The organism is Marinomonas sp. SBI8L, assembly GCF_001624705.1.
GTDB lineage: Bacteria > Pseudomonadota > Gammaproteobacteria > Pseudomonadales > Marinomonadaceae > Marinomonas.
The window spans coordinates 59,342-84,764 of record NZ_JSEO01000019.1 but is presented as its reverse complement, the minus strand read 5'-3'; the positions used below and the strand labels follow the sequence as shown (position 1 = coordinate 84,764).

The 25,423-nt window shown below is 42.7% G+C and carries 22 protein-coding genes; 6 read left to right on the top strand and 16 right to left on the bottom strand.

Annotated features, from left to right (window positions below):
- Positions 1–393: 393 nt before the first annotated feature.
- From ispH to murJ, 6 genes are all read right to left on the bottom strand, one after another.
- Positions 394–1,350, bottom strand: a complete 957-nt coding sequence (ispH, locus tag OA91_RS22155) for a 4-hydroxy-3-methylbut-2-enyl diphosphate reductase (protein ID WP_063339869.1) — start codon at positions 1,348–1,350, stop codon at positions 394–396.
- Positions 1,347–1,778: an FKBP-type peptidyl-prolyl cis-trans isomerase gene (fkpB, locus tag OA91_RS22150; RefSeq protein ID WP_046019589.1), complete on the bottom strand. Its 432-nt coding sequence runs from the start codon at positions 1,776–1,778 to the stop codon at positions 1,347–1,349. The genes ispH and fkpB overlap by 4 nt, the downstream gene beginning before the upstream one ends.
- Positions 1,775–2,281, bottom strand: coding sequence for a signal peptidase II (lspA, locus tag OA91_RS22145; RefSeq protein ID WP_063339868.1), 507 nt, complete (start codon positions 2,279–2,281; stop codon positions 1,775–1,777). Before lspA ends, fkpB begins: the two co-directional genes overlap by 4 nt.
- On the bottom strand, positions 2,281–5,103 hold the full coding sequence (gene ileS, locus OA91_RS22140; protein ID WP_063339867.1) for an isoleucine--tRNA ligase: 2,823 nt from the start codon (positions 5,101–5,103) through the stop codon (positions 2,281–2,283). Before ileS ends, lspA begins: the two co-directional genes overlap by 1 nt.
- Positions 5,104–5,150: 47 nt before the next feature.
- Positions 5,151–6,080 (bottom strand): bifunctional riboflavin kinase/FAD synthetase, encoded by a 930-nt coding sequence (ribF, locus tag OA91_RS22135; RefSeq protein WP_063339866.1) that lies wholly within the window; start codon positions 6,078–6,080, stop codon positions 5,151–5,153.
- Positions 6,081–6,239: 159 nt separating this feature from the next.
- Complete coding sequence (gene murJ / locus OA91_RS22130; RefSeq protein ID WP_082828075.1) at positions 6,240–7,820, bottom strand: murein biosynthesis integral membrane protein MurJ; 1,581 nt, start codon at positions 7,818–7,820, stop codon at positions 6,240–6,242.
- A gap of 232 nt (positions 7,821–8,052) precedes the next feature.
- Between murJ and rpsT the strand changes: the two genes are divergently transcribed.
- Positions 8,053–8,319: a 30S ribosomal protein S20 gene (gene rpsT / locus OA91_RS22125; RefSeq protein ID WP_009836308.1), complete on the top strand. Its 267-nt coding sequence runs from the start codon at positions 8,053–8,055 to the stop codon at positions 8,317–8,319.
- A 64-nt stretch (positions 8,320–8,383) separates the two neighbouring features.
- On the opposite strand, the gene OA91_RS22120 is transcribed toward rpsT, so the two are convergent.
- The 5 genes from OA91_RS22120 to rplU all read right to left on the bottom strand — a co-directional run bounded on the left by OA91_RS22120 (position 8,384) and on the right by rplU (position 11,946).
- Positions 8,384–8,758, bottom strand: a complete 375-nt coding sequence (locus OA91_RS22120) for a diacylglycerol kinase (RefSeq protein WP_063339865.1) — start codon at positions 8,756–8,758, stop codon at positions 8,384–8,386.
- An 18-nt stretch (positions 8,759–8,776) separates the two neighbouring features.
- Positions 8,777–9,910 carry a glutamate 5-kinase gene (gene proB / locus OA91_RS22115; RefSeq protein ID WP_063339864.1) on the bottom strand — a complete coding sequence of 378 codons (1,134 nt, stop codon included), beginning with the start codon at positions 9,908–9,910 and terminating at the stop codon, positions 8,777–8,779.
- A 99-nt stretch (positions 9,911–10,009) separates the two neighbouring features.
- Positions 10,010–11,215, bottom strand: a complete 1,206-nt coding sequence (gene cgtA, locus OA91_RS22110) for an Obg family GTPase CgtA (protein WP_046019595.1) — start codon at positions 11,213–11,215, stop codon at positions 10,010–10,012.
- Between the two features lie 132 nt (positions 11,216–11,347).
- Positions 11,348–11,605 (bottom strand): 50S ribosomal protein L27, encoded by a 258-nt coding sequence (gene rpmA / locus OA91_RS22105; protein WP_009836263.1) that lies wholly within the window; start codon positions 11,603–11,605, stop codon positions 11,348–11,350.
- Positions 11,606–11,637: 32 nt separating this feature from the next.
- Positions 11,638–11,946, bottom strand: a complete 309-nt coding sequence (gene rplU / locus OA91_RS22100) for a 50S ribosomal protein L21 (RefSeq protein ID WP_046019596.1) — start codon at positions 11,944–11,946, stop codon at positions 11,638–11,640.
- A 317-nt stretch (positions 11,947–12,263) separates the two neighbouring features.
- Here rplU and OA91_RS22095 point away from each other — a divergent pair, with 317 nt between their 5' ends.
- The gene (locus OA91_RS22095; protein ID WP_046019597.1) at positions 12,264–13,247 is read left to right on the top strand and encodes a polyprenyl synthetase family protein; all 984 of its coding nucleotides are present in this window, start codon (positions 12,264–12,266) and stop codon (positions 13,245–13,247) included.
- A gap of 79 nt (positions 13,248–13,326) precedes the next feature.
- On the opposite strand, the gene OA91_RS22090 is transcribed toward OA91_RS22095, so the two are convergent.
- Positions 13,327–14,268 carry an alpha/beta fold hydrolase gene (locus OA91_RS22090; RefSeq protein ID WP_063339863.1) on the bottom strand — a complete coding sequence of 314 codons (942 nt, stop codon included), beginning with the start codon at positions 14,266–14,268 and terminating at the stop codon, positions 13,327–13,329.
- Positions 14,269–14,620: 352 nt separating this feature from the next.
- On the opposite strand from OA91_RS22090, the gene fabA reads away from it, so the two are divergent.
- Both fabA and fabB read left to right on the top strand, forming a co-directional pair.
- Entirely contained in the window at positions 14,621–15,136 is a 516-nt protein-coding gene (gene fabA, locus OA91_RS22085) for a bifunctional 3-hydroxydecanoyl-ACP dehydratase/trans-2-decenoyl-ACP isomerase (protein WP_046019598.1), read from the top strand.
- A 26-nt stretch (positions 15,137–15,162) separates the two neighbouring features.
- A complete protein-coding gene (gene fabB, locus OA91_RS22080; RefSeq protein WP_046019599.1) occupies positions 15,163–16,380 on the top strand; it encodes a beta-ketoacyl-ACP synthase I in 1,218 nt (405 codons plus the stop codon).
- Between the two features lie 174 nt (positions 16,381–16,554).
- On the opposite strand, the gene OA91_RS22075 is transcribed toward fabB, so the two are convergent.
- The 4 genes from OA91_RS22075 to smrA form a co-directional block, all read right to left on the bottom strand.
- Entirely contained in the window at positions 16,555–17,292 is a 738-nt protein-coding gene (locus OA91_RS22075; RefSeq protein ID WP_046019600.1) for a lysophospholipid acyltransferase family protein, read from the bottom strand.
- A gap of 62 nt (positions 17,293–17,354) precedes the next feature.
- Positions 17,355–18,455, bottom strand: a complete 1,101-nt coding sequence (locus OA91_RS22070; protein WP_063339862.1) for a 1-acyl-sn-glycerol-3-phosphate acyltransferase — start codon at positions 18,453–18,455, stop codon at positions 17,355–17,357.
- 27 nt (positions 18,456–18,482) lie between these two features.
- Positions 18,483–21,401, bottom strand: coding sequence for an insulinase family protein (locus OA91_RS22065; RefSeq protein WP_063339861.1), 2,919 nt, complete (start codon positions 21,399–21,401; stop codon positions 18,483–18,485).
- Positions 21,402–21,619: 218 nt separating this feature from the next.
- Entirely contained in the window at positions 21,620–22,258 is a 639-nt protein-coding gene (gene smrA, locus OA91_RS22060; RefSeq protein ID WP_231870438.1) for a DNA endonuclease SmrA, read from the bottom strand.
- Positions 22,259–22,483: 225 nt separating this feature from the next.
- On the opposite strand from smrA, the gene OA91_RS22055 reads away from it, so the two are divergent.
- Both OA91_RS22055 and OA91_RS22050 read left to right on the top strand, forming a co-directional pair.
- Positions 22,484–23,812 (top strand): FAD-dependent oxidoreductase, encoded by a 1,329-nt coding sequence (locus OA91_RS22055; RefSeq protein WP_046019603.1) that lies wholly within the window; start codon positions 22,484–22,486, stop codon positions 23,810–23,812.
- A gap of 56 nt (positions 23,813–23,868) precedes the next feature.
- The gene (locus tag OA91_RS22050) at positions 23,869–25,422 is read left to right on the top strand and encodes a BCCT family transporter (RefSeq protein ID WP_052702396.1); all 1,554 of its coding nucleotides are present in this window, start codon (positions 23,869–23,871) and stop codon (positions 25,420–25,422) included.
- Position 25,423 lies beyond the last annotated feature (1 nt).

Sequence of the window (25,423 nt, the reverse complement as noted above, 5' to 3'; positions counted from 1 at the left end):
AAATCATTGCTCACTCAAATCTTTACTGCTGACTTTAAAACTCGATCCAATCTAATGAATCAAACATAAAGCGTTTTAGTATCGACTCTCGTAAGACTTCAATTTTTTTGTAGTCATTCGAACATCACTTAAAAAGCAATAACTCGAATAACTTGCTGAAGTCTCTAGCGAGTGCCCACACAAATTATCTGATTAACTATTTTAAAGAGCGTCTAACTTACTAAACAATGTTCTGTTTGTAATCGCTTACTTGGTAAGCTGTCGGTGTAAGCTTTGTTTGCTACCCCGTGTCAGTGGAGGCGTATAATACGCACATGATTTTTTAAGGCAAGTGTTTTTTGCTATTTATTTGAATTAATTCAAATAAATAGCAAAACGTACATTTTCTGATCTTTATTTAGTCAAATCGACAATTCTTAACTCTTTTGGAATAGAAAAGGAGACATTCTCTTCTTGGCCAGCCAATTCTTGCGGACTTTCGCCACCTTCTTCTTCCAATCGCGCAATCACTTCTTGGACCAAGACTTCAGGCGCCGATGCACCAGCAGTAATACCGATACTATATATACCTTTTAACCATTCGCATTTAATTTCAGCTGCATTATCGATTAGGTAGGCAGTTGTCCCCATACGCTCAGCCAACTCTTTTAGTCGATTCGAGTTAGAGCTATTTACCGAGCCAACGACCAATACTAATGACGATTCTTCTGCCAACTTCTTAACCGCATCTTGACGATTTTGAGTTGCATAGCAGATATCGTCTTTCTTAGGTCCGCGTATTAAAGGAAAATGCTCACGTAAAGAGTCAATAACAACAGATGCATCATCCATAGATAGCGTAGTCTGAGTGACAAAAGCTAACTTCTCTGGATTTTTAACTTTAAGCTTAGCAACATCTTCTGGGCTTTCTACCAAGTAGATATGCCCACCTTTACTATAGTCATACTGCCCCATGGTACCCTCAACTTCAGGGTGCCCATCGTGCCCAATAAGCACGCACTCCATACCATCACGAGAATAGCGCACTACTTCTAGGTGTACTTTAGTTACTAACGGGCATGTAGCATCAAACACTTTAAGGCCACGATTTTCAGCCTCAAGCCTCACAGCCTTAGATACACCATGAGCACTAAAGATAACCAAGTTATCATCAGGCACTTGATCCAGCTCATCAACGAAGACAGCTCCGCGCGCCTTTAAAGACTCAACCACAAATTTGTTATGCACAACTTCATGGCGAACATAGATAGGTGCCTCAAATAAATCTAGACAGCGATTAACAATATCAATCGCGCGATCCACACCTGCGCAAAAACCTCTCGGGTTTGCTAGCTGGATAGCAAAGCTCATACAGACTCCGATACAGATACTATTTTAACTCGATAAGTAAGTGTGCGACCTGCTAAAGGATGATTAAAATCTACTGTTACTTCATCTTCAGCAATTGAAGCAATCACACCAGGTAATTCATTCTTACCCACATCAGCAAAAGACACTATCATGCCTTCTTCAAGATCCATATCGAATTGGCTGCGCGGCATTGTCTGAACATTATTTGGATTATGCTGACCAAACGCTTTTTCAGGAGGCATGGTGAATTCACACTCATCACCTTCTTTCAAACCAAGCAAAACATCTTCAAATGCTTCCAGCAAGCTGCCATCACCAAACTTAAATTCAGCAGGTGCTTTATCAAAATTACTGTCAACTAACTGACCATCTTCTAATGCCAACTCAAAATGCATTGTGATCTGGCTTGTTTTTGAAATCATTATCATTTGCTCTTGTTCGTAAATTTTTTATTCAGATAGCCTTCTAGCAACATCACAATTACACCTAAAGTGATGGCCGAATCGGCAATATTAAAAGCGGGAAAGTACCAGGTTTGTTGCCAATGGAACTGTAGATAGTCAACAACATGACCGTAGGCAAGTCGATCATAAAGATTTCCTATCGCACCACCCAATATAAGAGTTAAAGATAAGGCCTCCCAGTAATTGGATGAGGCAATCTTTACTAATCGCCAGCTAATTCCAATCACAACCACAATAGCAATAATAGAGAAGAACCATCGCTGCCAGCCACCAGCATCTGCAAGAAAGCTAAACGCTGCGCCAGTATTGTACCTCAGGGTAATATCAAAAAAAGGTAGGACAGAAATTTCCTGCCCATATCTCAAGCTAGTATCGACCCATTGCTTAACCAGCCAATCTAAGCCAAAAATAACTAACGCCAGCGCCCACCAGCGCTGGAGTTGTTGCCATACAAAAGACTTGGTCATTAAGCGTAAAGGCGTTTTTCACCTTCTCCATCAGGCAAGTTACTGATACAACGATCACAAAGCTCAGGATGCGCTTCACGTTGACCCACTTCTTCCCTATGGTGCCAGCAACGCACACACTTCGCTTTTTCGCTTAGCTGAACACTAACTTTAAGACCTTCCATCTCTGATGCGACAGCGTCATCGCCAGCTTGATCCAGTGGCTTCACAGTGACATTAGATGCAATCAATACGAACCTTAATTCTTCACCCAATACATTCAAGTTAGCCGTTAGTGCATCATCACAGTAAAGGGTAATTTCAGCACTCAAGCTTGCTTTGATCTTACCTTCACTACGGGCAGCTTCTAATACCTTATTAGTCGCCACTTTCGCTTCAAGGATCTGCTTCCAGAATTCTCGACCTTGCGCTTCACTACCGTCTAATTCAACTAAACCTTCATACCAAGTTTCTAGGAACACAGACTCGGCACGCTCACCAGGCATAGAACGCCAGATTTCATCAGCGGTAAAACTCAAGATTGGAGAAATCCAACGAGTGAAGGCTTCCATAACATGGAACAAAGCCGTTTGCGCTGAACGACGGGCAAGACTGTTTTCTTGAGTTGTGTATTGACGGTCTTTAATAATATCCAAATAGAAACTGCCAAGATCTTCTGAACAGAAGTTCTGGATCTTTTGGTTTACTGTATGGAATTGGTAGTCGTTATAAGCCTGATCAATCTCTTTTTGCAATTGTGCTGCGCGATCAACTACCCAACTATCCAAAGACAGCATATCTGCAGGCGCGACCATATCAGTAACAGGGTCGAAACCATTCAAGTTTGCCATCATGAAACGAGCTGTATTACGAATACGACGATAAGAGTCAGCAACACGCTTAAGAATCTCATCAGACACTGTCATTTCAGTTGTGTAATCTGTTGCAGCAACCCAAAGACGAATGATGTCAGCACCTAGGCTATTCATCACCTTCTGAGGAGATAAAACATTTCCTAAAGATTTAGACATCTTACGGCCGTCACCATCAACGGTGAAACCATGAGTCAAAACTTGTTTGTATGGTGCCACGCCACGAACAGCGATAGATGTCTTCAAAGAAGATTGAAACCAACCACGGTGCTGGTCAGAACCTTCTAAATAAAGATCAGCAGGGAAAGTTAGCTCGTCGCGTTGATCAATCACTGAATAGTGAGTAACACCAGAGTCAAACCAAACATCTAATGTGTCAGTAACCTTGCTGTATTTATCTGCATCGTCACCTAGAAGTTCCGTCGCATCTAAATCGAACCAAGCATCAATGCCTTCTTTTTCTATACGCTTAGCAACCTCTTCAACTAGGCGAGTTGTTTCAGGGTGAAGCTCTTGTGTATCTTTATTGATAAACAAGGTAATTGGCACACCCCAAGTACGCTGACGAGAAACACACCAATCTGGACTGTTTTTTAGCATACCTTCAATACGATTCTGACCCCAGCTAGGCACCCAGCTTACGCCTTCTACCGCATCTAGCGCTTTATCCTGTAAACCTTCTTCGGTCATACTGATAAACCACTGTGGCGTTGCACGATAAATTAGCGGTGTTTTGGTACGCCAGCAATGTGGATAACTGTGGAAGATTTTATCTTGCTTAACCAATGCTTTGTTTTCTTCTAGGGCCTCAAGGATAGCGGCATCAACTTTATAAACATGTTGACCTGCAAAAGCACCCGCTGCATCAGTATATACACCACCATCATTAACTAGGTTAAGTGTACCTAAACCGTTAGCACGACCAACATTAAAGTCATCTACACCATGGTCAGGCGCTGTATGCACTGCACCAGTACCCGCCTCAGTGGTCACATGATCACCTAAAATCACAGGCACTTGGCGACCAGCAAATGGATGCTGCATTAACGTGCCATTTAGCACATCACCTTTAGCACGACCAACGATACGATATTCTTCAACACCGTAACGACCCATTATGCCTTCAACCATGTCTTCAGCTAGGATAAGACGCTCTTTACCAGTACCAAGGTCAAGCTCAACCAAAGCATAATTAAACTCTGCATGTAGAGAAACTGCTTGGTTGGCAGGTAATGTCCAAGGTGTTGTGGTCCAGATAACAACCGATACCTGACCTTCACCTTCAACATCTGTAAATTTAGCCAATACAGCATCTTGATCAGCAACAACAAAACGAACATCAAGAGATAAGGATGTTTTGTCCTGATACTCAACTTCAGCTTCAGCCAATGCAGAGCCACCAACCACACTCCAATAAACTGGCTTAAAACCTTTTACTAGGTGGCCATTATCAGCAATCTTGCCAAGCGCTCTTACTATATTAGCTTCCGTCTCAAAGTTCATGGTTAGATAAGGTTTATCCCAATCACCCATAACACCAAGACGAATAAAATCTTTCTTCTGTCCATTCACTTGCGTCAAAGCATATTCGCGACACTTAGCGCGGAACTCTTTATGAGTCACTTTAGTGCCAGCCTTACCTATCATTTGCTCAACTTTGTGCTCGATAGGCAAACCGTGGCAATCCCAGCCTGGGATATAAGGCGCATCAAAACCACTTACTGTTTTAGATTTAACAATAATATCTTTGAGGATTTTATTAACTGCGTGACCAATATGAATATCGCCATTCGCATATGGAGGACCATCATGCAAAATAAAAGATTTACGACCTTTACTGGTATCTCGAATTTTCTGATACAGGTCGATATCCTGCCAATGCTTAAGCATAGCTGGTTCACGTTTTGCCAAGTCTCCACGCATAGGGAAGTCAGTATTTGGCAAATTCAGAGTTGGTTTATAATCACTCATGGTTTTTCGATTTTTCCTCAAAGATCATCAGGGTGCTGATTATCAGGTTACTGATTTGCAAAGAAGTGCTGAGCGGCTTCTTTGTCACATTGAATTTGTTTAACTAGCTCATCTAAGCCAGACATTTTTCGCTCTTCTCGAATATAGTGACAAAAATGCACCAACACATAATCATCGTATAAAGAGCCTTGATATTCGAATAAGTGCACTTCTAATATTGGTGTCACACCATTTACCGTAGGCCGACAACCTATATTGGCAACACCGTTATAAGCAACACCTTGTTTTACAAGCTGCACTGCATAAACCCCACTCATGGCAGGGCTCGCAATTTTCAAATGTACATTAGCCGTTGGAAAGCCGAGTGTACGACCTAACTTCTGACCATGAACAACACGCCCCGATAAAATGACAGGATGCCCCAATAAAGCTTCGGCTTTCACCATCTGCCCATGAGCCAAACTCTCTCTCACCAAAGAGCTGCTAATTCGTTCACCTTCATCAGACAAGACCGAAGGTGTATTTTCAACAGCAAACTGATGTCGCTGACCGAATTCATTTAAATAACTAAAATCACCTTGGCGATCACAACCAAAACGGAAGTCATCACCTACAACCAAATGCTGCACTGCCAAGCCGTTCTGCAAAATAGTCTGACAGAATGCTTCAGCATCTAATTCTTGAATCTTTTTATTGAAAGGCATGCACAGAACGTAATCTATACCTTGCTCTTGCAAAAAACGTAGTTTATCACGTAAACGGCTAATCCTTCCCGGTGCTTTCATACCGGCAAAGTATTCTCTTGGTTGAGGCTCAAAAATCATAATGCAAGATGGCACTTGATACTTTTGTGCCAACTCTTTTACTCGTTTGAGAATCGCTTGATGCCCAAGATGTACCCCATCAAAATTACCAATGGTCAATACACACTGACGATGTTGTTGTCGGATATTATGAATACCCCGAATTAACTCCATATTGCCCCATCAAAGAGAAAGACGTTTCGCTGAAAAAATAACCGAGATTATATAGCAGTTAATTGAGAGACGATAGCCATGCCCCGAAATCCTATTAGTATATAGGGACTGTTAGACCAAATTACTCAAAAATCATTAGAACTAAGCGATAGCAAAGGGTTAGGCTTTTAGCATTCTCGGCCTAAAACCACCTAAAAACAGTCCAGCAAAATAAACCAACACACCAGCAATAACCACTAACGCAATTCGCCATACTCGCTCCAAATCAGGCAATTGAGTCCAATCAACTGTTAGAGCGTTGTGCCACAACAAAAGACCCGCCAAACAAGAAACGCCCAACAAAATAGCGAAACAAGGTTTAATCCAATCTGAGTTAAACTGATGCAGCGACCTTTTTCTCAAGCCGTGCCACAAAAGAAACGCGTTTAAAGCAGCAGACAACGTTGTGGCCATAGCCAAACCAACATGCCCAAAAGGCCCAACCAAAATAAGGTTAAAAGCCATATTAGCCACCATAGCGATAATACCAATCTTCACCGGAGTTTTTGTATCTTGCCTTGCATAATAAGCTGGCGCCAGCACCTTAATGAGCATCATAAACACCAAGCCCACAGAGTAAGCCTGCAAACTCACAGCTGCCATAGAGACATCATGAACCGTTAGCGCGCCACGATAGAAAATTGTCGCAATTAGAGGCTCAGCTAAAAGATAAAGCGCCAGCGAAGATGGCACAGCAATAAGTAGCACAGTCCTTAACCCCCAATCTAGAGTTGAGGTAAAGCGTTCAGATTCCTCACCAGCAAAACTGCGAGATAACGAAGGCAAAATAACCGTACTTATTGCGATAGCAAAAATCCCAAGTGGCAATTCATATAAACGATCAGACAAGTACAACCAAGTAATACTGCCTGTTTGCAGAAAGGAGGCCAAAATTGTATCTAATAACAAATTGATTTGGCTAACAGACACGCCGAACAAAGCAGGTAGCATAAGTTTAAAAATGCGCTTAACACCTGGGTGAGAGAACCCCAAGCTAGGCATAGGCAATAGATTAAGCTTAGCCAAGAAAGGCAACTGAAAAGCAAGTTGCAAAGCACCTGCTGCGAACACACCCCAAGCTATCGCAGTTTCTTTCTGCAAAGCGTTATTTGCAAAAAATACAGTCGCAACAATCAAGGACAAGTTTAGAAAAATGGGGGTAATCGCTGGAATAGCATACTCATCATGACTATTTAGTATCCCGCCAGCTAAAGCTGTTAAGGAAATGAACATGAGATATGGAAACGTAATAGTCAAAAGATCAGACGCTAAAGCTAGCTGCTCAGCATTATCAGCAAAACCAGGAGCAAATACATAAACCACCCAAGGGGAGAAGGCCATAAACAAGGCACTGACCAACAACAAGACCAAACCTAAAGAGCCAGAAACAGCAGAGACCAGCTCCTTTACGGCGGCCTGCCCTTGATTCACCTTATAGTCACTTAATACAGGTACAAAAGCTTGCGCAAAGGCCCCTTCTGCAAATAGGCGGCGCAGGAAATTTGGAATTTTAAACGCCACATAGAAAGCATCAGCACTACCACTTGCCCCCAATACAAATGCTAAAGCAGCATCTCGCACCAAACCTAATACGCGCGACAACATGGTACAGATGGAGACAAGAACACCAGATCTAAGTAAGGAAGCGCTTTTTTTAGCCACTTTTGATCCTGGCTTTTTTTCGAGGTTCGGTGATTCCATATCCATCCAAAACATGATTTTTTAAAATTTCAGCAAGGATAACACCTCAACACCAAAGGGAATAAGCAAAAAGCCACGCTAAATGTGATAAAAAGTACTCAACAGGGGGTTGTGGTAAAGTGAAAAGCTGGTAAAATTCGCCGCGAGATTTTCAAGTATTACTTGACATTTATTCCTCGAAGACGCAGAGTGCGTCTTCGTTTCATTTTAAAGAATTCAAAGGAGCCAGACAGTGGCAAATTCCGCCGGATCAAAAAAACGTGCACGCCAGGCTATCAAGCGTCGCGCTCACAATGGTGGCCTGCGCTCTATGGTGCGCACATACCTGAAAAAAGTAGATGCTGCTATTGAAGCAGGTAACCAAGCGGACGCTCAAGCAGCATTCGTTGCAGCAACGTCTCAAATGGACAAAGCTGCTGGTAAAGGTCTTTACCACAAAAACAAAGCGTCTCGTCATAAGAGCCGTTTAAGCGCGAAAATCAAAGCACTAGCTGCTTAATTGATTTTCAAGTCGCATTAAAAAAACCGGCATCAGCCGGTTTTTTTATGTCTGAAATATATGGCTAAGCCATATATTTTGGTACCAATACTAGCAACCATACCGAACCAGCTAATACCAAAGCTAAAAATACAGCAGCAGAGCCCATATCCTTCGCCCTTCCAGAGAGCTCGTGATACTCATCTCCCACACGATCAACAACAGCCTCCATTGCTGAATTAATCGTTTCAACTATGACCACAAGCCCAACTACAAAAATCAATAAAGCACGCTCAAGCCCAGTTTCACCAAAATACAAAGCGAATGGCAACGCAAGCAAGAATAGACAAATCTCCTGCCTAAAAGCCGCCTCATACTTCCACTGAGCCTTCAATCCCTGAAACGAATAACCTGTTGCATCTATCACTCTCGTCAACCCAGTTTTACTCGGCTTTGCCATGCCTATTCCCCATTTAACTTAAACAATAACCAGGTCATCACGATGAATTAACTCTGGCTCACCTTCATAACCCAACACTTCACCTATCTTAGAAGATGGCTTTCCTAGTAGCTTCAAAGATTCAGCCACAGAATAGTTAACCAATCCTCGCGCTACTATCTCACCCGCCTCACTCACACAAACAACCATTTCACCACGAGTAAAGTCACCTGATGCGTCTTTCACACCTACAGGCAATAGACTACTCCCACCTGACTTCAGTGCTTTAACAGCCCCTTTATCTAGCGTTAGCGTCCCACGTGCCTTAAGGTGCCCAGCCAACCACTGCTTACGAGCAACCAACCTTTCTTGCTCAGGCTGCAACCAAGTACCCAGCAACTCTGCCTGCATCAAACGAGCAATCACATTCTGCTCTCGCCCTGAAGCAATTAAGGTATCCGCACCAGAACGTGCAGCCAAACTTGCCGCTTTCACTTTAGTTAGCATGCCACCACTCCCCAAAACACCAGCACCGCCACTAGCCATAGACTCTAACCTTTCATCAGACGCTAATGCATGTGAAATTAATGTCGCATCAGCATGATCTCTTGGGTTTTTATCAAACAAGCCCTGCTGGTCAGTCAGTATAATCAAAAGGTCTGCCTCAACAAGATTGGCAACCAAAGCCCCCAAAGTATCATTATCACCAAAGCGGATTTCGTCCGTCACAACAGTATCGTTTTCATTGACGATGGGGACTGCCCCTAAACTCAACAAGGTTCGCAACGCAGACCTAGCATTCAAATAACGACGACGATTAGACAAGTCATCATGCGTTAACAAAATTTGCGCTGTATGCAGGCCATGCTTCACAAAATGAGACTCATACACACCAACCAACTCCATCTGCCCCACCGCTGCAGACGCTTGTAACTCATTTACCTGAGTCGGCCTCTTCGTAAAGCCTAAGCGCTTCATACCAGCCGCGATTGAGCCAGATGAAACCAATACAACCTCTTTACCCATAGCGCGCAACTGAGCTATCTGCTCCACCCAATCACCAATTCGCCCTACATCTAAACCTTGCCCATCATTGGTCAGCAAAGCACTACCAATCTTCACTACAATACGCTGAGCTTGAGCAATTTTTTCTCTTGAAATATTTTGTGACATTCTCTTTTCGCCTTCCCCACCAAAGGACCAAAAAATAAGGCACCTTAACCAAAATCAAGATGCCTTATTTTCAAAACTTAATATCGAGCGAACACACCCTTAACGGACATATTCCACATCAACATCGTAATCATCATCATCGAAGTCGTCATCATCCTCTGCCGCCTCTTTAGCTGCATGCGCCTCGGCACGCTTAGCCATACGGTAAGAGTTAATTCGCTCTCGACCTTCTTCATCAATTTGCAAACGCATAGCTTCTTCTGCTTCACGCGCTTCTTCACTGTCTTCTAGCAACTGACGCATTTCATCCAGCTTAGTCATCAAATCCAAACACAGAACTTGAGTGCCTTCCCCTGAAATTGCTGAAATACGATAGGTTTTGCCTTCCCAGCCCAATGCATCGATGACAGCCTGACAACGCTCTTCTAGCTCTTCAGCCGGCACCATATCGATTTTATTTAGTACCAACCAACGCTCACGCCCAGCCAATACAGGGCTAAACTGATGTAATTCATTCACTGCAACCTGAGCAGCTTGAGCAGGCGTCACTTCATCCCAAGGCGCCATATCAACCAAATGTAACAAGATACGGTTACGCACTAGATGCTTCAAGAATCGAATACCTAAACCCGCACCATCAGCAGCACCCTCAATAATGCCGGGGATATCCGCAATAACAAAACTTTGATGTTGCTTTACTTTCACAACACCCAAGTTAGGCACAAGCGTCGTAAAAGGGTAATCCGCCACTTTAGGCTTAGCCGCTGAAACAGAACGAATAAAAGTAGACTTACCCGCATTTGGCAAACCTAGCAAACCAACATCAGCCAAGACTTTCATCTCAAGCTTAAGGTTACGCTCTTCACCTTCAGTGCCTTTCGTTGTTTGGCGTGGCGCACGGTTAGTACTGGATTTAAAGCGTACATTACCCAAACCTCTATGGCCGCCTTGAGCCACACAAAGAGTTTCGCCATCATGAGTCAGGTCACCAAGAGTTTCACCTGTGTCTTCGTCAATAATAGTAGTACCCACCGGCACCTTTAGCGTCAAGTCAGCACCTTTGGCACCAGTACAATCTTGACCCTTACCACCTTCACCAGTTTCAGCTTGGTAGCGACGAGTGTAGCGGTAATCAATCAAGGTATTGAGCGCAGCATCTGCCTCTAAAAGCACACTACCGCCATCACCACCATCACCGCCGTCAGGGCCACCTTTAGCAATAAATTTTTCACGCCAAAAGCTTAAACAACCGTTTCCACCTTTGCCCGCCCGTACATAAATACTGGCTTCATCAACGAATTTCACAGAATCACCTCTTAGGTGTGTATTACAGTATCAGTGATGCAAACAAGCTCGCACCACTCAAAAAATCTATTATATAATTTTTCCAAAAAAAAAGCCCCGCCACAGCGGAGCTCTTTCTTACTCGGTCGAGTATTAAGCTGCTACTACAGAAACTGTACGACGCTTAAACTTACCTTTCACTTCGAACTTCACTTGACCTTCAGTCACAGCGAATAAAGTGTGATCTTTACCGATCTTAACACCTGCACCAGGGTGGAATTGAGTACCACGCTGACGAACAAGAATGTTACCTGGAATCACAACTTGACCACCGAAACGTTTAACACCTAATCGTTTCGACTCCGAGTCGCGACCGTTACGAGTACTACCACCCGCCTTTTTATGAGCCATAATCTACCCCTTAATTTTGAATTTGTTACGTATTAGCCAATCGCTGTGATTTTAACTTCAGTAAACCACTGACGGTGACCTTGACGCTTCATAGAGTGCTTACGACGACGGAATTTAAGAATCTTAACTTTGTCACCGCGGCCATGAGATACAACTTCCGCTGCAACTTTTACGCCTTCAACAACTGGTGCGCCAACTTTAACGTCGTCGCCATTGCTAACTAGTAGTACTTCGTTGAAATCAACGCTACCACCAGCTTCAACTGCCAGTTTTTCAACCTTAAGGACTTGGCCTTCTTGAACACGGTATTGCTTACCGCCGGTTTTGATCACTGCAAACATGTTTTTCTCCAATTAGATTTATCCGGCTACTGGATTTTATTTGACCTACTTCTAGTGGCCTAAATTTCAAAAAGCTCATGAATTGAGACTCAAGAACTCACCAAAATTTAATCACCATATGATAGGGAGCAAAATGTGGATAAATCGGACGCAGGATTGTACAAAATCACACCAGTAAAAACAAGACATATAGACATTTATCACGCATATTTTGAGATTTGGGTTGACCCTTTCCCCCTCCTTACCTAGCATGTGGCAATCTTGCGGTTTTCAGACCGAAAACTCGCTAGGAAAATAGCCAGCTTGGAAAAAATTTAATGTCGTCCAACTCTATACATGCGGTCGTTAATAACGAATTTAGTCTTGTTAATGACCACATTTTATCCCAGTTAAAAAGTGAAATTCCGCTCATCGAGCAAATTGGTTATTACATTATTAGCAATGGCGGTAAGAGATTACGTCCATTATTGGTGTTAATGGCTGCCCGCGCTTGTGGTAAACCTAATGACGCTAGCTATCAAGACAATATGGTCAAGATGGCAACCATCATAGAGTTTATCCACACAGCAACTTTGCTACATGATGATGTAGTCGATGAATCCGATATGCGCCGTGGTAAAAAAACAGCGAACGAAGAATGGGGCAACGCACCTAGCGTTTTAGTCGGTGACTTTCTTTATTCTCGCGCCTTTCAGATTATGGTTGAAGTTGGCAGCATGCAGTGTATGCAAATCTTGGCAGAAACGACCAACATCATCTCAGAAGGCGAAGTCCAACAGTTAATTAACTGTGGAGACCCTAGCACATCAGAAGAGAGCTACCTTAAGGTAATCCAATATAAAACGGCGAAACTGTTTGAAGGCGCAGCACTTTGTGGCGCGATAGTGGCAGATGCGAATAAAGAGCAACAGCAAGCTTTAGCGAACTATGGCACTTATGTTGGTACCGCTTTCCAACTTATTGATGACGTAATGGATTACACCAGCACAGCTGAAGAGATGGGTAAAAATGTTGGAGATGACCTTGCTGAAGGTAAACCAACACTACCTCTTATCTACACTATGCGAACAGCACCAACAGATGCAGCCAACAGAGTTCGTAATGCAATAGAAACAGGTGGCTTAGAGCAATTGGATGCCATCATTTCTGATGTACAAGCATGCGGTGCTATTGAGTACACAGAGAAAGCAGCGCAAGCCCAAGCACAATTGGCAATCGATGCACTAGCCCCTCTTGATGACTCGCCATATAAAGTAGCTCTTATCGACTTAGCAAAAGCATCCGTTAATCGTCGTAACTAAGAAGATACTGCAAGGTTAAAACCCAAAGAGCCAGCATACATTATGCTGGCTCTTTTTTATGCGTATTCAAAAGCACGCATCAAACCTGCTCAATAAGTGATTTCACTAGGGCTGCTATTTCATCTGGCCGCTCCAGCATAAAGCAATGACCACCCTCAACTTCAAGCAAGTCAATATTCCGATTCACTTTTGCCGCATGGGCATAAGACTGCTTAAAAAAAGGCAAAGTATCTTTCCCTGCAATAATGGTTGTTGGTACTTGTAACTCTGTCAGGCTTTTCCAAAGACGTTTAGGGTAACTGGCAAAGATGGCGGACTCCATCCAAGGAGGACAAACCAAGCGACTACAGCCAGCCCCATCAACTTTGAGTGAGTTATCTAAATAACAAGACAGGCTCTCGTCAGTCCAGCCTTTGAATGTACCTCGTCCAGTAAAGTACTTACGTGCACTTTCAATATTAGGCCAACTGTCCTTGCGCCTTTTAGCTTGCTTCACCATAGGTACCTGCGTCATTAAACCAGAGAAACGCATCCCTCTAATTAACCAAAGCATTTTTGGTGGAAAAAGAGCAGGATCAAGAATAATCAAACGATCAAAATAGTCAGGTGATTGAGCGGCCATTAGCATAGTCAAGCAACCACCAAAGCTGTGAGCAAAACCTATTTTGGGCTGACTCTTTGGCAAATGTTGTTGTGCTGCTTGCAAACATCTTTCAGCCGTTTTATTCCAACCAACAAAACGCTTATCTACACCACTTAATCCATGCCCAGACGCATCTTGGGTAAAGATCTTATATTCACCCGCAAGCGGCATAAGCAATTCAGCATAAGTTAAAGAAGCAAAGCCATTTCCATGTAAGAAATGTAATATTGGCTTACCGTCATCAACCTCTTGATCATTCTCACCATTTCGAACTAGAGACGTTTTTCCACGCAAAGACATATTCGCATCTATCTTATATTCCCATTGCATTAGCTCTGCTTGCCACTCTCTGATTTGGGCCAGTTTTGCACTCTCCATCTTCAACTCCAGCATCAAAAATAAGCCTAATCAGTACAATTTAGTGTCTAGATAAGGTAAAAAAACATCACAAAGTGAAATAACAACAGAGAATGTAACATAAAACACTTTTGACAAAAAAGTTATATCAAAAAGAAAGGCGCACCCCTCAAAGATCAAAAAATACACACTAGTAAACCTCTACAAACATTTAATTCAGTAGTTTTTTTAACGAAATTGGTTTTTTTGCACTCAAACATTCATATTTTCGCCCTTAACCGATATAATTTGCCCGATTAAAAATTGATAACTGAACTACTGAAAAGTGGATAGACACTTAGGTCAACCTACTTAAAGTAGCAATAGGAATATAATGACTACTCAATCATCGTTTGAGAAAGACGAACTTTTAAAGTGCGGCCATGGCGAAATGTTCGGCGCAGGTAATGCACAACTACCTGTTGGCAACATGCTAATGATCGACAGAATCACCAACATAACCGTTGATGGCGGTGAATTTGGTAAAGGTGAAATCATTGCTGAGCTAGACATCAATCCTGATCTTTGGTTTTTCGATTGCCACTTCCCAGGTGATCCAGTAATGCCTGGTTGTCTAGGTCTTGATGCCATGTGGCAGCTAGTTGGCTTTTTCCTTGGATGGAAAGGCAATAAAGGACGTGGTCGCGCTCTAGGTTCAGGTGAAGTTAAATTCACAGGTCAAATCCTACCTACAGCAAAAAAAGTCACTTTCCGCATTACTTTAAAACGTGTTATCGAGCGTAAACTAGTAATGGGAATCGCAGATGGAAGCGTTTGTGTTGATGGTCGAGAGATCTACACAGCAACTGATTTGCGTGTCGGTTTGTTTACTTCAACTGACAATTTCTAAAGATTAAGAATAGAGAGGCACACCCTATGCGTCGCGTAGTTGTAACTGGTCTTGGTATCGTAAGCTGTCTTGGTAATGACAAAGAGAGCGTTTTAAACTCTTTGCTTGAAGGCAAATCTGGCATTCGTTTTGCGGATGATTACAAAGAAATGGGCTTCCGCAGTCACGTATGTGGCCGTATCGACCTAGATTCTGATGAAATGATCGACCGTAAAACTCGTCGTTTCATGGGCCCTGCTGCCACTTATGCTTATGTATCTATGCAACAAGCAATCACAGATTCTGGCCTAACAGAAGAACAAGTATCTAATGTTCGTACAGGTTTGATCGCTGGTTCTGGTGGTGCGTCCGCTGGCAACCTAGTTGATTCAGCAGACACATTACGCAATAAAGGCGTTAAACGTGTTGGCCCTTACCGTGTTACTCAAACTATGGGTAGTACAGTTTCTGCTTGCCTTGCAACACCATTTAAAATTAAGGGTGTTAACTACTCAATCACTTCTGCTTGTTCTACTAGTGCTCACTGTATCGGTAACGCTATGGAGCTTATTCAGCTAGGCAAACAAGATGTTGTTTTTGCTGGCGGTGGTGAAGAAGAAAGCTGGACTCAAACCTGCATGTTTGATGCTATGGGTGCACTATCTTCTAAATACAATGACACACCAGAAGTTGCTTCTCGTGCATATGACGCTAACCGTGATGGTTTCGTTATCGCAGGTGGTGGCGGTATGCTTGTTGTTGAAGAACTAGAACACGCTAAAGCTCGTGGCGCTAAAATCTACGGTGAGCTAGTGGGCTACGGCGCAACATCTGATGGCTATGACATGGTTGCTCCATCTGGTGAAGGCGCTGTACGCTGCATGCAAATGGCTATGAGCACAACTGAGGGTGATATTGATTACATCAACACTCACGGTACAAGTACTCCTGCTGGCGACATGAAAGAGCTTCAAGCTGTGAACGAAACTTTTGGTGGCGACATTCCAAAAATCAGTTCAACTAAATCACTATCTGGCCACTCTCTAGGTGCAGCCGGTGTACACGAAGCAATTTACAGCTTACTTATGATGGAAAATGACTTCATCGTAGCGTCAGCAAACGTTGATGAGCTTGACGAAGCTGCTGGTGATATTCCAGTTGTTACTAAGCGCATCGATAATGCTAACCTTAAGCAAATCATGTCAAACAGCTTTGGTTTTGGCGGCACAAATGCCAGCCTAGTATTCAAGAAATACGAAGACTAATTCTGTAGTAGGCTTATACCTACGCAATAAAAAAGCCGCTTATGCGGCTTTTTTATTGCTCGGATTTTATCAAACCAAAATTCTAGATAAGCATAATTAGCAGATATAAAAAAAGGGAGTGACCCACCAGGTTCACTCCCTTTTTCTTATCTTGACGACAATCGCTAAATAAACCTACTTTGTCGTTACCTTAGCCATATTTTCTCGCATCCAGACTTCCATCTCTTCATGCATATCGCCAGTCTTTTTACCTTCTACTTCAATTGATTCACCTATGATGACATTGATAGTACCTGGTTGTTTTAGCCACTTCTTACCTGGCCAAATCTCACCCGCATTATGTACGATAGGTAAAATAGGTTTGCCCGCTGAAGTCGCTAGCATGGCAGCCCCCTTATTAAAGCTTTTCTCTTCGCCTGCTTTTACTCGCGTGCCTTCTGGGAAGATCAATACAGAACGCCCGCCCAATAGTCGCTCTTTACCTTGTTTCAAAATCTGCTTTAACGCATTTGATTTCTGGCTACGATCTATCGCGATTGGCTGAACCATACGTAAACCCCAACCAAAAAACGGCACCGACAAAAGCTCTTTCTTGAGTACCGTAGAAAGTGGCGTAACCAGCACTTGAAGAAAATAGGTTTCCCACTCACTTTGGTGATTCGCAACTATCACATAGGAACGACCTTTAACCAAATTTTCACGTCCCTGAACATTCACCTTCACACCGCAAAATATACGAAAGGCGAAGAGCAAAATAGCATTGTGAACATTCAAGACCTTTTGTCTATGTATACCTGGAAAGCACAGCGCAATCGGCGGAGCCACAACACCTGCAATCACGGTAGAGACAACATAGCTGATACCAAACAGCGTCGAGCCAACCCACGAACGAATGGATACACCTAAACTCATTCTTTGTAATACTCCTTACAGAAATCAGATCCTAACTCAGCAGCACCAATTATTAATGATGGTTAATCTACCAGCTGATTTTTTTGAATCAATGGGTTTGCATACATTTGTAGTAAAGTTTGCTTCAATTCAGGCGGACAATTAGCAATATAGTCTGCAAATTCTTGGTCATCTATTGATTCACCATTTAGCATGGCGAGAGCACTCTTGTTACTAGAGTGAATTTCATAGTTCGCTATGATTTGACGATCAATTTCAGCCACTAAATCATCTGGGGTTTCAAAGTCTTCGGTAATTTGATCACCAAAGGTAATCACTACTTTCCCCTTTTTCCCAACAATACCGTTCTTAATACTGTCGATATCTTCGAATTCAGACTTTTCATAATTACCGGTTTCAGCTTTCTCATGAAGCTCGCCCGCTTTATCTAGACCGCAAGGATCATATTCATAAGAAATAGACACTGGCACAATATTCAAAGATTTCATTGCCTCAGCAAAGCTCATCTTTTTCTTCTTGCTCATGTAGAACATTTTAATGATGGCAGGGTCGGTCTTATCCAAACCATCTTTAGCACGCCCTTCTTTTTGTGCTATCCATAGGTTACACAAATCACTTTCAACCGAGTGATTGATGTAACCAGAAAGCTGAGTAAAAGCCGCCATCATTTCACGCACACCATTTGCTGAGCGCTTTACAATGAAGCTTTTGTTCAAACGCATCAGATCAGAGACAAATGGTCGACGTAGCAAGTTATCACCAATAGCAATACGCACTGTGCTTAAGCCATTTAAGTACAGGCCATAGTTCACAAACGCAGGATCCATTGCTATGTCCCTGTGATTAGAGACAAATAAATGACCTACACTTTTGTCTAACTTTTCAATACCGCGATATTCAACCTCAGTTGTGGTTGTTTTAATCATTCTATCCATGTATCCCTTCACGATGGACTGGAAATCATGAACATTGTGGATTTTTGCCATTTGCTTTTTAAGAGCAAGCTTGACAAAGAATGACAAAGGCCCTTTAAACATTGCAGGCCAGTGCTTAAACCTAAAACCTATAATCGTATCGATAAAATCTTGTGTGTTAACTAAATTTGCCAGTACCTTAGCGACTTCATCGTCATTATACGGGCGAATATCTTGAAACTGATCCATTAAGTTTTCCGCTAGTTGAAATGTTTATTAAAGAGTTTGAATGTCAAAATTTAACTCTTGTAAAACATCCTTGTTATTAGGTGAGCTTATGACAGCCACACTCTCATTTTCTTTTATCAAATAGGTTTTCGCGACTTCTTTTAGTTGCGCAATGCTAACGTTAAGAATGTCGGACCTAAAGGCTTCTCTTTGTTCTTTAGTACGTTTATGTAGCGCTAAGAAGTAGTCACCTTGGGCTTCGCCTGCTGGCGAGCCTGGCTTATCCATAGAACCGATCACACCTAAAATAGCTTCTTCTAAGGCAAGGTCTGAATGTTCTTCATTCAACAGCCATTCAATTGAAGCATCAAAGTCATCTAAGGTCTCAACTAAGCGAGGATCTCGATAGCTATAGAATTTAAACGCACCAGATGTCGGGTCAAAACTTGCGCCACCACCGTAAGCACCACCTTGCTCACGAATAACCCTATGTAAGAAGCCATTACGTAAGAAGCCACCTAATACAGTCAAAGGAGCAATATGTGGGTGAATACCAGATACGGTTGCAAAAGACTTTGCACAGAAGTTAACCTGCGACGCAGTAAGCCAAGCGACCTTTTGGTTTTCATCAACAGCAGGAATAGAGAAACCTTGTTCGCACGCACCCGCATCAACACCTTGCCAGTTCGCCTTTAAAGACTCTAGCAAGGTGCTTTCATGTTGAGCTTCAGCCACCAGCAATAACTGCTTAGATGAGGCTAAAAGTTTTGCATGAATAGAAGCAAACACATCCATCATAGCCTGAACATTTGCTTCATCGTTCAAGGAATCATCTAGCGCTTTTAGTGCACGAATTCCTGTCATTCCACCCCAAGACTCTTGCTGCATATTGAAACCACTGGCACCACTTGATGCAGCCATCATGGCAAAAGAGTGACCTTGTCCCGTAATAGATTGTTCACGACGAGCACGACGCTGAGCAACAAGCTCACGTAAACGAGGCAACTCATCAAAACGAGGCGCTAAAAAAGTCTGCTTTAAGATATCACTCATATCAGAGAACTTATTAACCAGCGCTTTACTTGATAATACAAAGTAAGCGCCCACTTGCTGCTTATCATCTAGTAATGGGCGTATTGAGTTAGATGCTCCAATGCCACCACATACTTGCGCTTGCGCTTCTTGCACGGCAAGGTAGTTCTGCTCTCCAGAACCTAGCTCTGCAAGGGCATAAGAGAAGAGAGGCAACAGGTCTCGTTCTTTTTCAGTTAGTTCTGGCAGGTCTATAACCAATTGTTCGTACACCAGACCATTTGTACCCTGTGGATAAAAGGTCACAGGGATATCGGCTGAGATTTTTTTGCTTTCGTAACTAGGAAGCTCTGCTGGCACATCCTCTAGACCAATCTTAGGCAAGATACTCATATCATCTACTTGTGATTGCCTTGCTTGAAGCGCCAAACTCAAATCAATCACATCTTGCTTATCTTGATCACTTAAAGACGCTTTGATTAAAGCAAGACGATCTAATTCGGCTTGGTTACGACGGCCTTCCAATTCAGTGTCTGGGCTTAAGCTCAGAGTTACCCTATGCGCATTACTTAACAGTAGATCTTTAATTAATTGGCCAATATAACCAGGAGATTGAATACGCTCACGTAATTCACGAATCACTGGCTCAACATCTAACTGAGCAATGACATCACCTTCATGCACCGCTGTTGAAAGCCCTGACAAGATGATTTGCAGACCATAAGGATAACTATCACCACCGATTTCACGTTGATGTAGTTCCAATTGATGCAGCATGGCTTCAACCATTTCTTGAGCAACACCCTCTTCGGCAATTTGCTCAAGCGTATCTAAAACAAGTTTTTCAACTTTGGCGTTATCTTCTTTACGCACACCTTCAAGGCCACACATAAAGCTCATTTCTTTATTGCTATCTTCTAAGCCACAAAGAGGAGAAGGCGCATTACCTAGATCCGTATTTTCTAAAGCACGGCGCAAAGGTGAAGCGCTGTTATCTAGTAAGACATTAGACAAAAGCTCAGCTTCATACTGTTGGCTCAAATCTGTACTTTCACCTAACAACCAACCTACAACAACATGGCTAGCATCTTCTTTCGCTTCATCAGCAGCGTAGCCTTCTTCAACCCTAATAGGAGAGAAATAACGCTTAGCATTATCTACGCTCACTTTTTGATCTAGACGCTCAAAGCGCGATAACACCTTGTCTTCGAATTCAGTTTGTAATTCAGCGGCTGGTAAATCACCAAATGTCATAAAGACAGCATTGGTTGGATGGTAATGGGTACGGTAGAAGCTGAGTAAATCATCATAGGACAGATCAGGAATATCTGTCGGCTCACCACCAGAGTTAAAGTGATAGGTATTGTTTGGAAAAAGGTACTTAGTCAGGGTTTGCCAAAGCACAGAGTTGGTTGAACTCATAGCCCCCTTCATTTCGTTAAATACAACACCTTTAAACGTTAAATCAGACTCTGAGTTTTCCATTTCAGCAAACTCAAGGCGATGCCCTTCTTGGGAGAAGTCTAGTTTATCCAAGCGCGAGAAGAAGACTGCATCAAGATACACATCAAGTAAATTTTTAAAGTCTTTTTTGTTTTTACTGGCAAAAGGATATGCCGTCCAATCAGATGAAGTGAAGGCATTCATAAAGGTATTTAATGAACGGCGAATCATCATGAAGAAAGGGTCACGAACAGGGAAACGCTCGGAGCCACAAAGTGCAGTATGCTCTAGAATATGTGCCACACCTCGAGAGTCTGTTGGCACAGTTTTTAGGCCAACAAGAAAAACGTTCTCATCATTATCAGAGGCAATATGGAAATGCTTGGCACCGGTTACCTTGTGCTCAAACTCAATCACTTCAACATTTAATGCATCGATAAACTCTTTACGCACTAGGGTAAACGCTGGGTGATGCGCTGTATGTGTTGTCATTATCTACCTCTGAATTGAAAAAGACTAAATAGGGTCAGCATGAATGTAAGTGCTCCCCTCTATATGAAAATTAAATCCGTTAACTTCTTGTGGTCTAAGCAAATTGCCAAGATTATAGCAAAAATGTCGTATTTACTGCACGAACAAAGACAGGCTTAGAATAAAACAGGTGAAATAACAGGAAAAATTACCAGATAACGACACTGATAAGTTAAGAATTAACGCTTTTGATGTTGCTCCCAGGCTTCAAGACGTGCTTTTTCGCTCTTCTTAAAAAGAATATAAACGGCGCCTAAACCACCATGGTATTGTTGAGCGGTATGAAACGCCATGACATCATCCATGTCTTTAAGCCACTTATTAATGTAGCTCTTAAGCGTTGCTTGATTATCTGGCGTACGATCGCCTTTACCATGCACCAAAATAGCAACGCGAATATCATTGCGCATACAGTCACCCACAAATTGATACACCAATTCTCGGGCCTGATTTACCGTCCTTCTATGTAAATCTAAACGAGATTCTATGCCATATTTCCCTTGGCGTAAGCGTTTAAAAACCCCTTCTTGTACACCGTCTTTTTTGTAGGCAAGTACATCGTTGATGTCGACTTTTTCCACATAGTCTGCAGATAAGTGATTGCTGTCTTTTTCAGGTGCGATTGTGGCGGCTTTTTTGCGCTCACTAAAATCTACACTCGGCCCTTTTTTGCCAAGATAGACTTCATCTTTTCGCATTTTTTTTATGCCCGCAACTTCTTCCGCGAACAATGAAAAATCATCTTCTTCCACAACAACCTCAACCACTACCAAGATAACAATGAGCTTTCGTTTCAACTCTATTGCCGCTTTAAACACTGCCTTCTCAAATGCTTATATACAAGTATACAAGCCAGATAGAAGCGGGATTGTAGCGCTTTTTTGAAATTTACACGATGTATAAGCTCACGCAATTATTTTAAAACCTAACGAATTGATTAAGAAAGCAAATTTAAATCCGTCGTAAAACAGTGCTTGACAGCAGCAAGAGTTAAAATATATTTTAAATATATTCTACAAATATAAACATACTTGGTGCTAACTATGAGCTATTGCCTCAACCTCCCTGCTGACTATAAAACCGACTTACCTTGCTTTGGTGACTATGACGTTATTGTCACTGGCGCAGGCCCTGCTGGTATCGCAGCAGCAGTCACCGCTGCCGAACTGGATCTCAAAGTGCTTATCATAGAGCGCTTAGGCTTTTGTGGTGGTGCAGCTGTCGCAGGCTTATCAGGTACAGTCTGTGGTTTATATAAGTCTGTTGAGAATCCAAGTGAGGTACAAGCAGAACAACTTGTATTTGGTTTCGCTGGGCGTTTTTGTGATGCCTTGCATGCAGCAGGTGGCTTAACTGAGCCTCAAATATACGGAAAAACCTGGGTTGCTACTCATGATTGCGCTAAATACAAAAAAGTCGCTACTGACATGCTTCGCCAACCAAACATTTCTGTCCTTTATCACACTCAAGTTGTTGATGTAATTTCTGAAAAAGACACAGTTACCGGCCTAGTACTTCATACAAAGTCTGGCTTTACCTCTGTATCAGCGAAACGCTTTATCGATGCCAGTGGTGATGCAGACTTGGTATTCAAGTTGGGGCAAAAAACTCGTAAGGGTCAAAACGGCATCATTCAAAACCCAACAATGATGTTTAAAGTCGGTAATGTGGATATGGAGACTTACCTAAACTATTGGGGTGAGAACACTATTTCCCCCCCAAAAGTCGTTAGCATGCTTGAAGCAGAAGATGACCTACTGCGTAAAAAAGTTTGGCTATTCCCTACGGTGAACCCAGGTGAGCTTCTCGTTAATGCCACGAAAATCACAGGTTTTGACAAACGCGCTTTGGATGTTACAGACCCTGTCGATCATACAGAAGCCGAGCAATTCTCAATTTATCAAGCTGAGGCATTTTTCAATTTTATGAAGGCAAATTTGCCTGGCTGTGAAAATAGCTACTTTATTGATTACGCCACCGAAGTGGGTGTTCGACAAACTCGCTCCATCGATGGTGTTAAAACCTTAACCAATCATGATGTTGTCTCAGGCGCAAAATTCTCAGATGCCATGGTGAAAAGCGCTTGGCCGATCGAATTGCATTATGGCGACAAGCCAAGAACTGAATGGCTAGTGGATGACTACTATGAAGTTCCCTTTCATACCTTAGTGCCTAAAGAAGGCAAAAACCTCATTGTTGCGGGCCGCTGTTTAAGCAGTGAACACGAAGCACTAGCAAGCTGTCGTGTCACAGCCCAATGCTTTGAATATGGAAAAGCAGCAGCCCTTGCTGCACATATATCGATTATGGAAGCGCTTGATTTTCAAGCGATCGACGGTAACCGAATCGCCCAACTGATGCAGCAAGCTTAACGCTTTCCAAGCCAGTCAGGGTAACCACTAAATAATAACAATATGTTGGAAAAATTATGAGCGTGTCTTCTCAAAACCTCGGGGCATCAAACACCCAAACTCAAACTGCGAGCGTTGAAACCGATCGCAGAATGCAGGTCATTAGTTTAATGATCATTGTTGCTATGGCATTACCTATTATTCTCTTCCCAGAGTCTGCTAAAACAACCATCAATGCGCTTTTTAAATGGATGACAAACAGCTTTGATTTTGCTTTTCTCGGCATAGGCCTTGGTGCACTTATTTTCTTATTGGCATTGGCTTTTTCTCGCCATGGCAATATCAAGCTAAGTGCAGATAAAAATGCAGAAGCGGAGTTTTCGAAAGGTGCATGGGGAGCCATGGTTTTTCTTGCTGGTATTGCTTCGGGTCTTTTACTTTGGGGCGGCACTGAATGGGGTTACCATTATGCTTGGACTCCTTTTGGTATCGAAGCTAAAACCACTGAAATGTACACAGTGGCGCAAGGCTACGGCATATTCCATTGGGGCCCGACTGCATGGGCACTTTACTGTGTGCCGACAATTGCTATCTCATATATTTATTATGTGCGTCAAAAACACATCTATAAGGTGAGTGAATCATGCCGTGGCGCATTAGGTGACCTTGTCGACGGGCCTCTTGGTACCATTATCAATTACACCTTCATCTTTGGGGTATTAGGTGCAGCAGCCACCTCTCTTGGCCTAGGCACCCCTATGATAAGCAATGCTTTAGCAGAAGTCTTAGGAGTAGCCGGCGGCACTTATATGGACATCTCTGTCATTCTTATTTGTACTGCAATTTTCTCTGTAAGTAGCGGTCTTGGTCTTTCTCAAGGCATTAAACGCCTTAGTACTTTCTCAACGCTATTAACGCTTGCCATTGTTGCTTATGTATTTGTCGTAGGGCCAACAAAATTCATCCTAGGTTTAGGCATGGATTCTTTAGGCTATATGGCTGAAAACTATATCAAGATGAGCACTTGGACTGACAGTGTCGAGAAGAGTGGTTTCCCTCAAGCTTGGACTGTTTTCTATTGGGCCTGGTGGGTAGCGTACGCACCATTCATGGGTATGTTTGTTACTCGTATTTCTCGTGGTCGTACTATCCGTGAAGTTATCTTTGGTATGCTAGTTTATGGCTCTTCTGGTTGTGCCCTTTTCTACATAGTTCTAGGCGGATACGGTATTAATCTACAAATGGAAGGCATACTTCCTATGTCTGAACTGGTCAATACAAAAGGCGTTGCTGTTGCCATTATCGAACTCTTTAAAACCTTACCAGCGAGTGGCTTAGTCCTTATTGCTCTAGCGGCTTCTGGCATAGTACTACTTGCGACAACCTTTGACTCAGCTGCTTACGTGATGGCATGTGCAACAACAAAAGAGTTAGGTGAAGGTCAAGAGCCAGAACGCTCTAATCGACTATTCTGGTGTTTTGCTATCGCCGTATTACCACTGACTTTAATGTTCCTAGGTGGGCTAAAAAGTATGCAAACTGCATCCGTATTGGTTGGTTTACCTGTTATGGGAATCTTAGTACTTATGATGATCACCACCAGCAAATATATCAAAGAGGATAACGCCTAAT

Excerpts from the sequence above, each read along its gene's own strand:
- fabB (WP_046019599.1), top strand. The coding sequence starts at position 15,163 with ATGCGTCGCGTAGTTGTAACTGGTCTTGGTATCGTAAGCTGTCTTGGT.
- fabA (WP_046019598.1), top strand. The coding sequence starts at position 14,621 with ATGACTACTCAATCATCGTTTGAGAAAGACGAACTTTTAAAGTGCGGC.
- proB (WP_063339864.1), bottom strand. The coding sequence starts at position 9,910 with ATGTCACAAAATATTTCAAGAGAAAAAATTGCTCAAGCTCAGCGTATT.
- OA91_RS22070 (WP_063339862.1), bottom strand. The coding sequence starts at position 18,455 with ATGGATCAGTTTCAAGATATTCGCCCGTATAATGACGATGAAGTCGCT.
- OA91_RS22065 (WP_063339861.1), bottom strand. The coding sequence starts at position 21,401 with ATGACAACACATACAGCGCATCACCCAGCGTTTACCCTAGTGCGTAAA.
- OA91_RS22095 (WP_046019597.1), top strand. The coding sequence starts at position 12,264 with ATGTCGTCCAACTCTATACATGCGGTCGTTAATAACGAATTTAGTCTT.
- ispH (WP_063339869.1), bottom strand. The coding sequence starts at position 1,350 with ATGAGCTTTGCTATCCAGCTAGCAAACCCGAGAGGTTTTTGCGCAGGT.
- ribF (WP_063339866.1), bottom strand. The coding sequence starts at position 6,080 with ATGGAGTTAATTCGGGGTATTCATAATATCCGACAACAACATCGTCAG.
- ileS (WP_063339867.1), bottom strand. The coding sequence starts at position 5,103 with ATGAGTGATTATAAACCAACTCTGAATTTGCCAAATACTGACTTCCCT.
- OA91_RS22055 (WP_046019603.1), top strand. The coding sequence starts at position 22,484 with ATGAGCTATTGCCTCAACCTCCCTGCTGACTATAAAACCGACTTACCT.
- OA91_RS22120 (WP_063339865.1), bottom strand. The coding sequence starts at position 8,758 with ATGGCAAAGCCGAGTAAAACTGGGTTGACGAGAGTGATAGATGCAACA.
- rpmA (WP_009836263.1), bottom strand. The coding sequence starts at position 11,605 with ATGGCTCATAAAAAGGCGGGTGGTAGTACTCGTAACGGTCGCGACTCG.
- murJ (WP_082828075.1), bottom strand. The coding sequence starts at position 7,820 with ATGGAATCACCGAACCTCGAAAAAAAGCCAGGATCAAAAGTGGCTAAA.
- fkpB (WP_046019589.1), bottom strand. The coding sequence starts at position 1,778 with ATGATAATGATTTCAAAAACAAGCCAGATCACAATGCATTTTGAGTTG.
- OA91_RS22075 (WP_046019600.1), bottom strand. The coding sequence starts at position 17,292 with ATGAGTTTAGGTGTATCCATTCGTTCGTGGGTTGGCTCGACGCTGTTT.
- OA91_RS22090 (WP_063339863.1), bottom strand. The coding sequence starts at position 14,268 with ATGGAGAGTGCAAAACTGGCCCAAATCAGAGAGTGGCAAGCAGAGCTA.
- rplU (WP_046019596.1), bottom strand. The coding sequence starts at position 11,946 with ATGTTTGCAGTGATCAAAACCGGCGGTAAGCAATACCGTGTTCAAGAA.
- OA91_RS22050 (WP_052702396.1), top strand. The coding sequence starts at position 23,869 with ATGAGCGTGTCTTCTCAAAACCTCGGGGCATCAAACACCCAAACTCAA.
- lspA (WP_063339868.1), bottom strand. The coding sequence starts at position 2,281 with ATGACCAAGTCTTTTGTATGGCAACAACTCCAGCGCTGGTGGGCGCTG.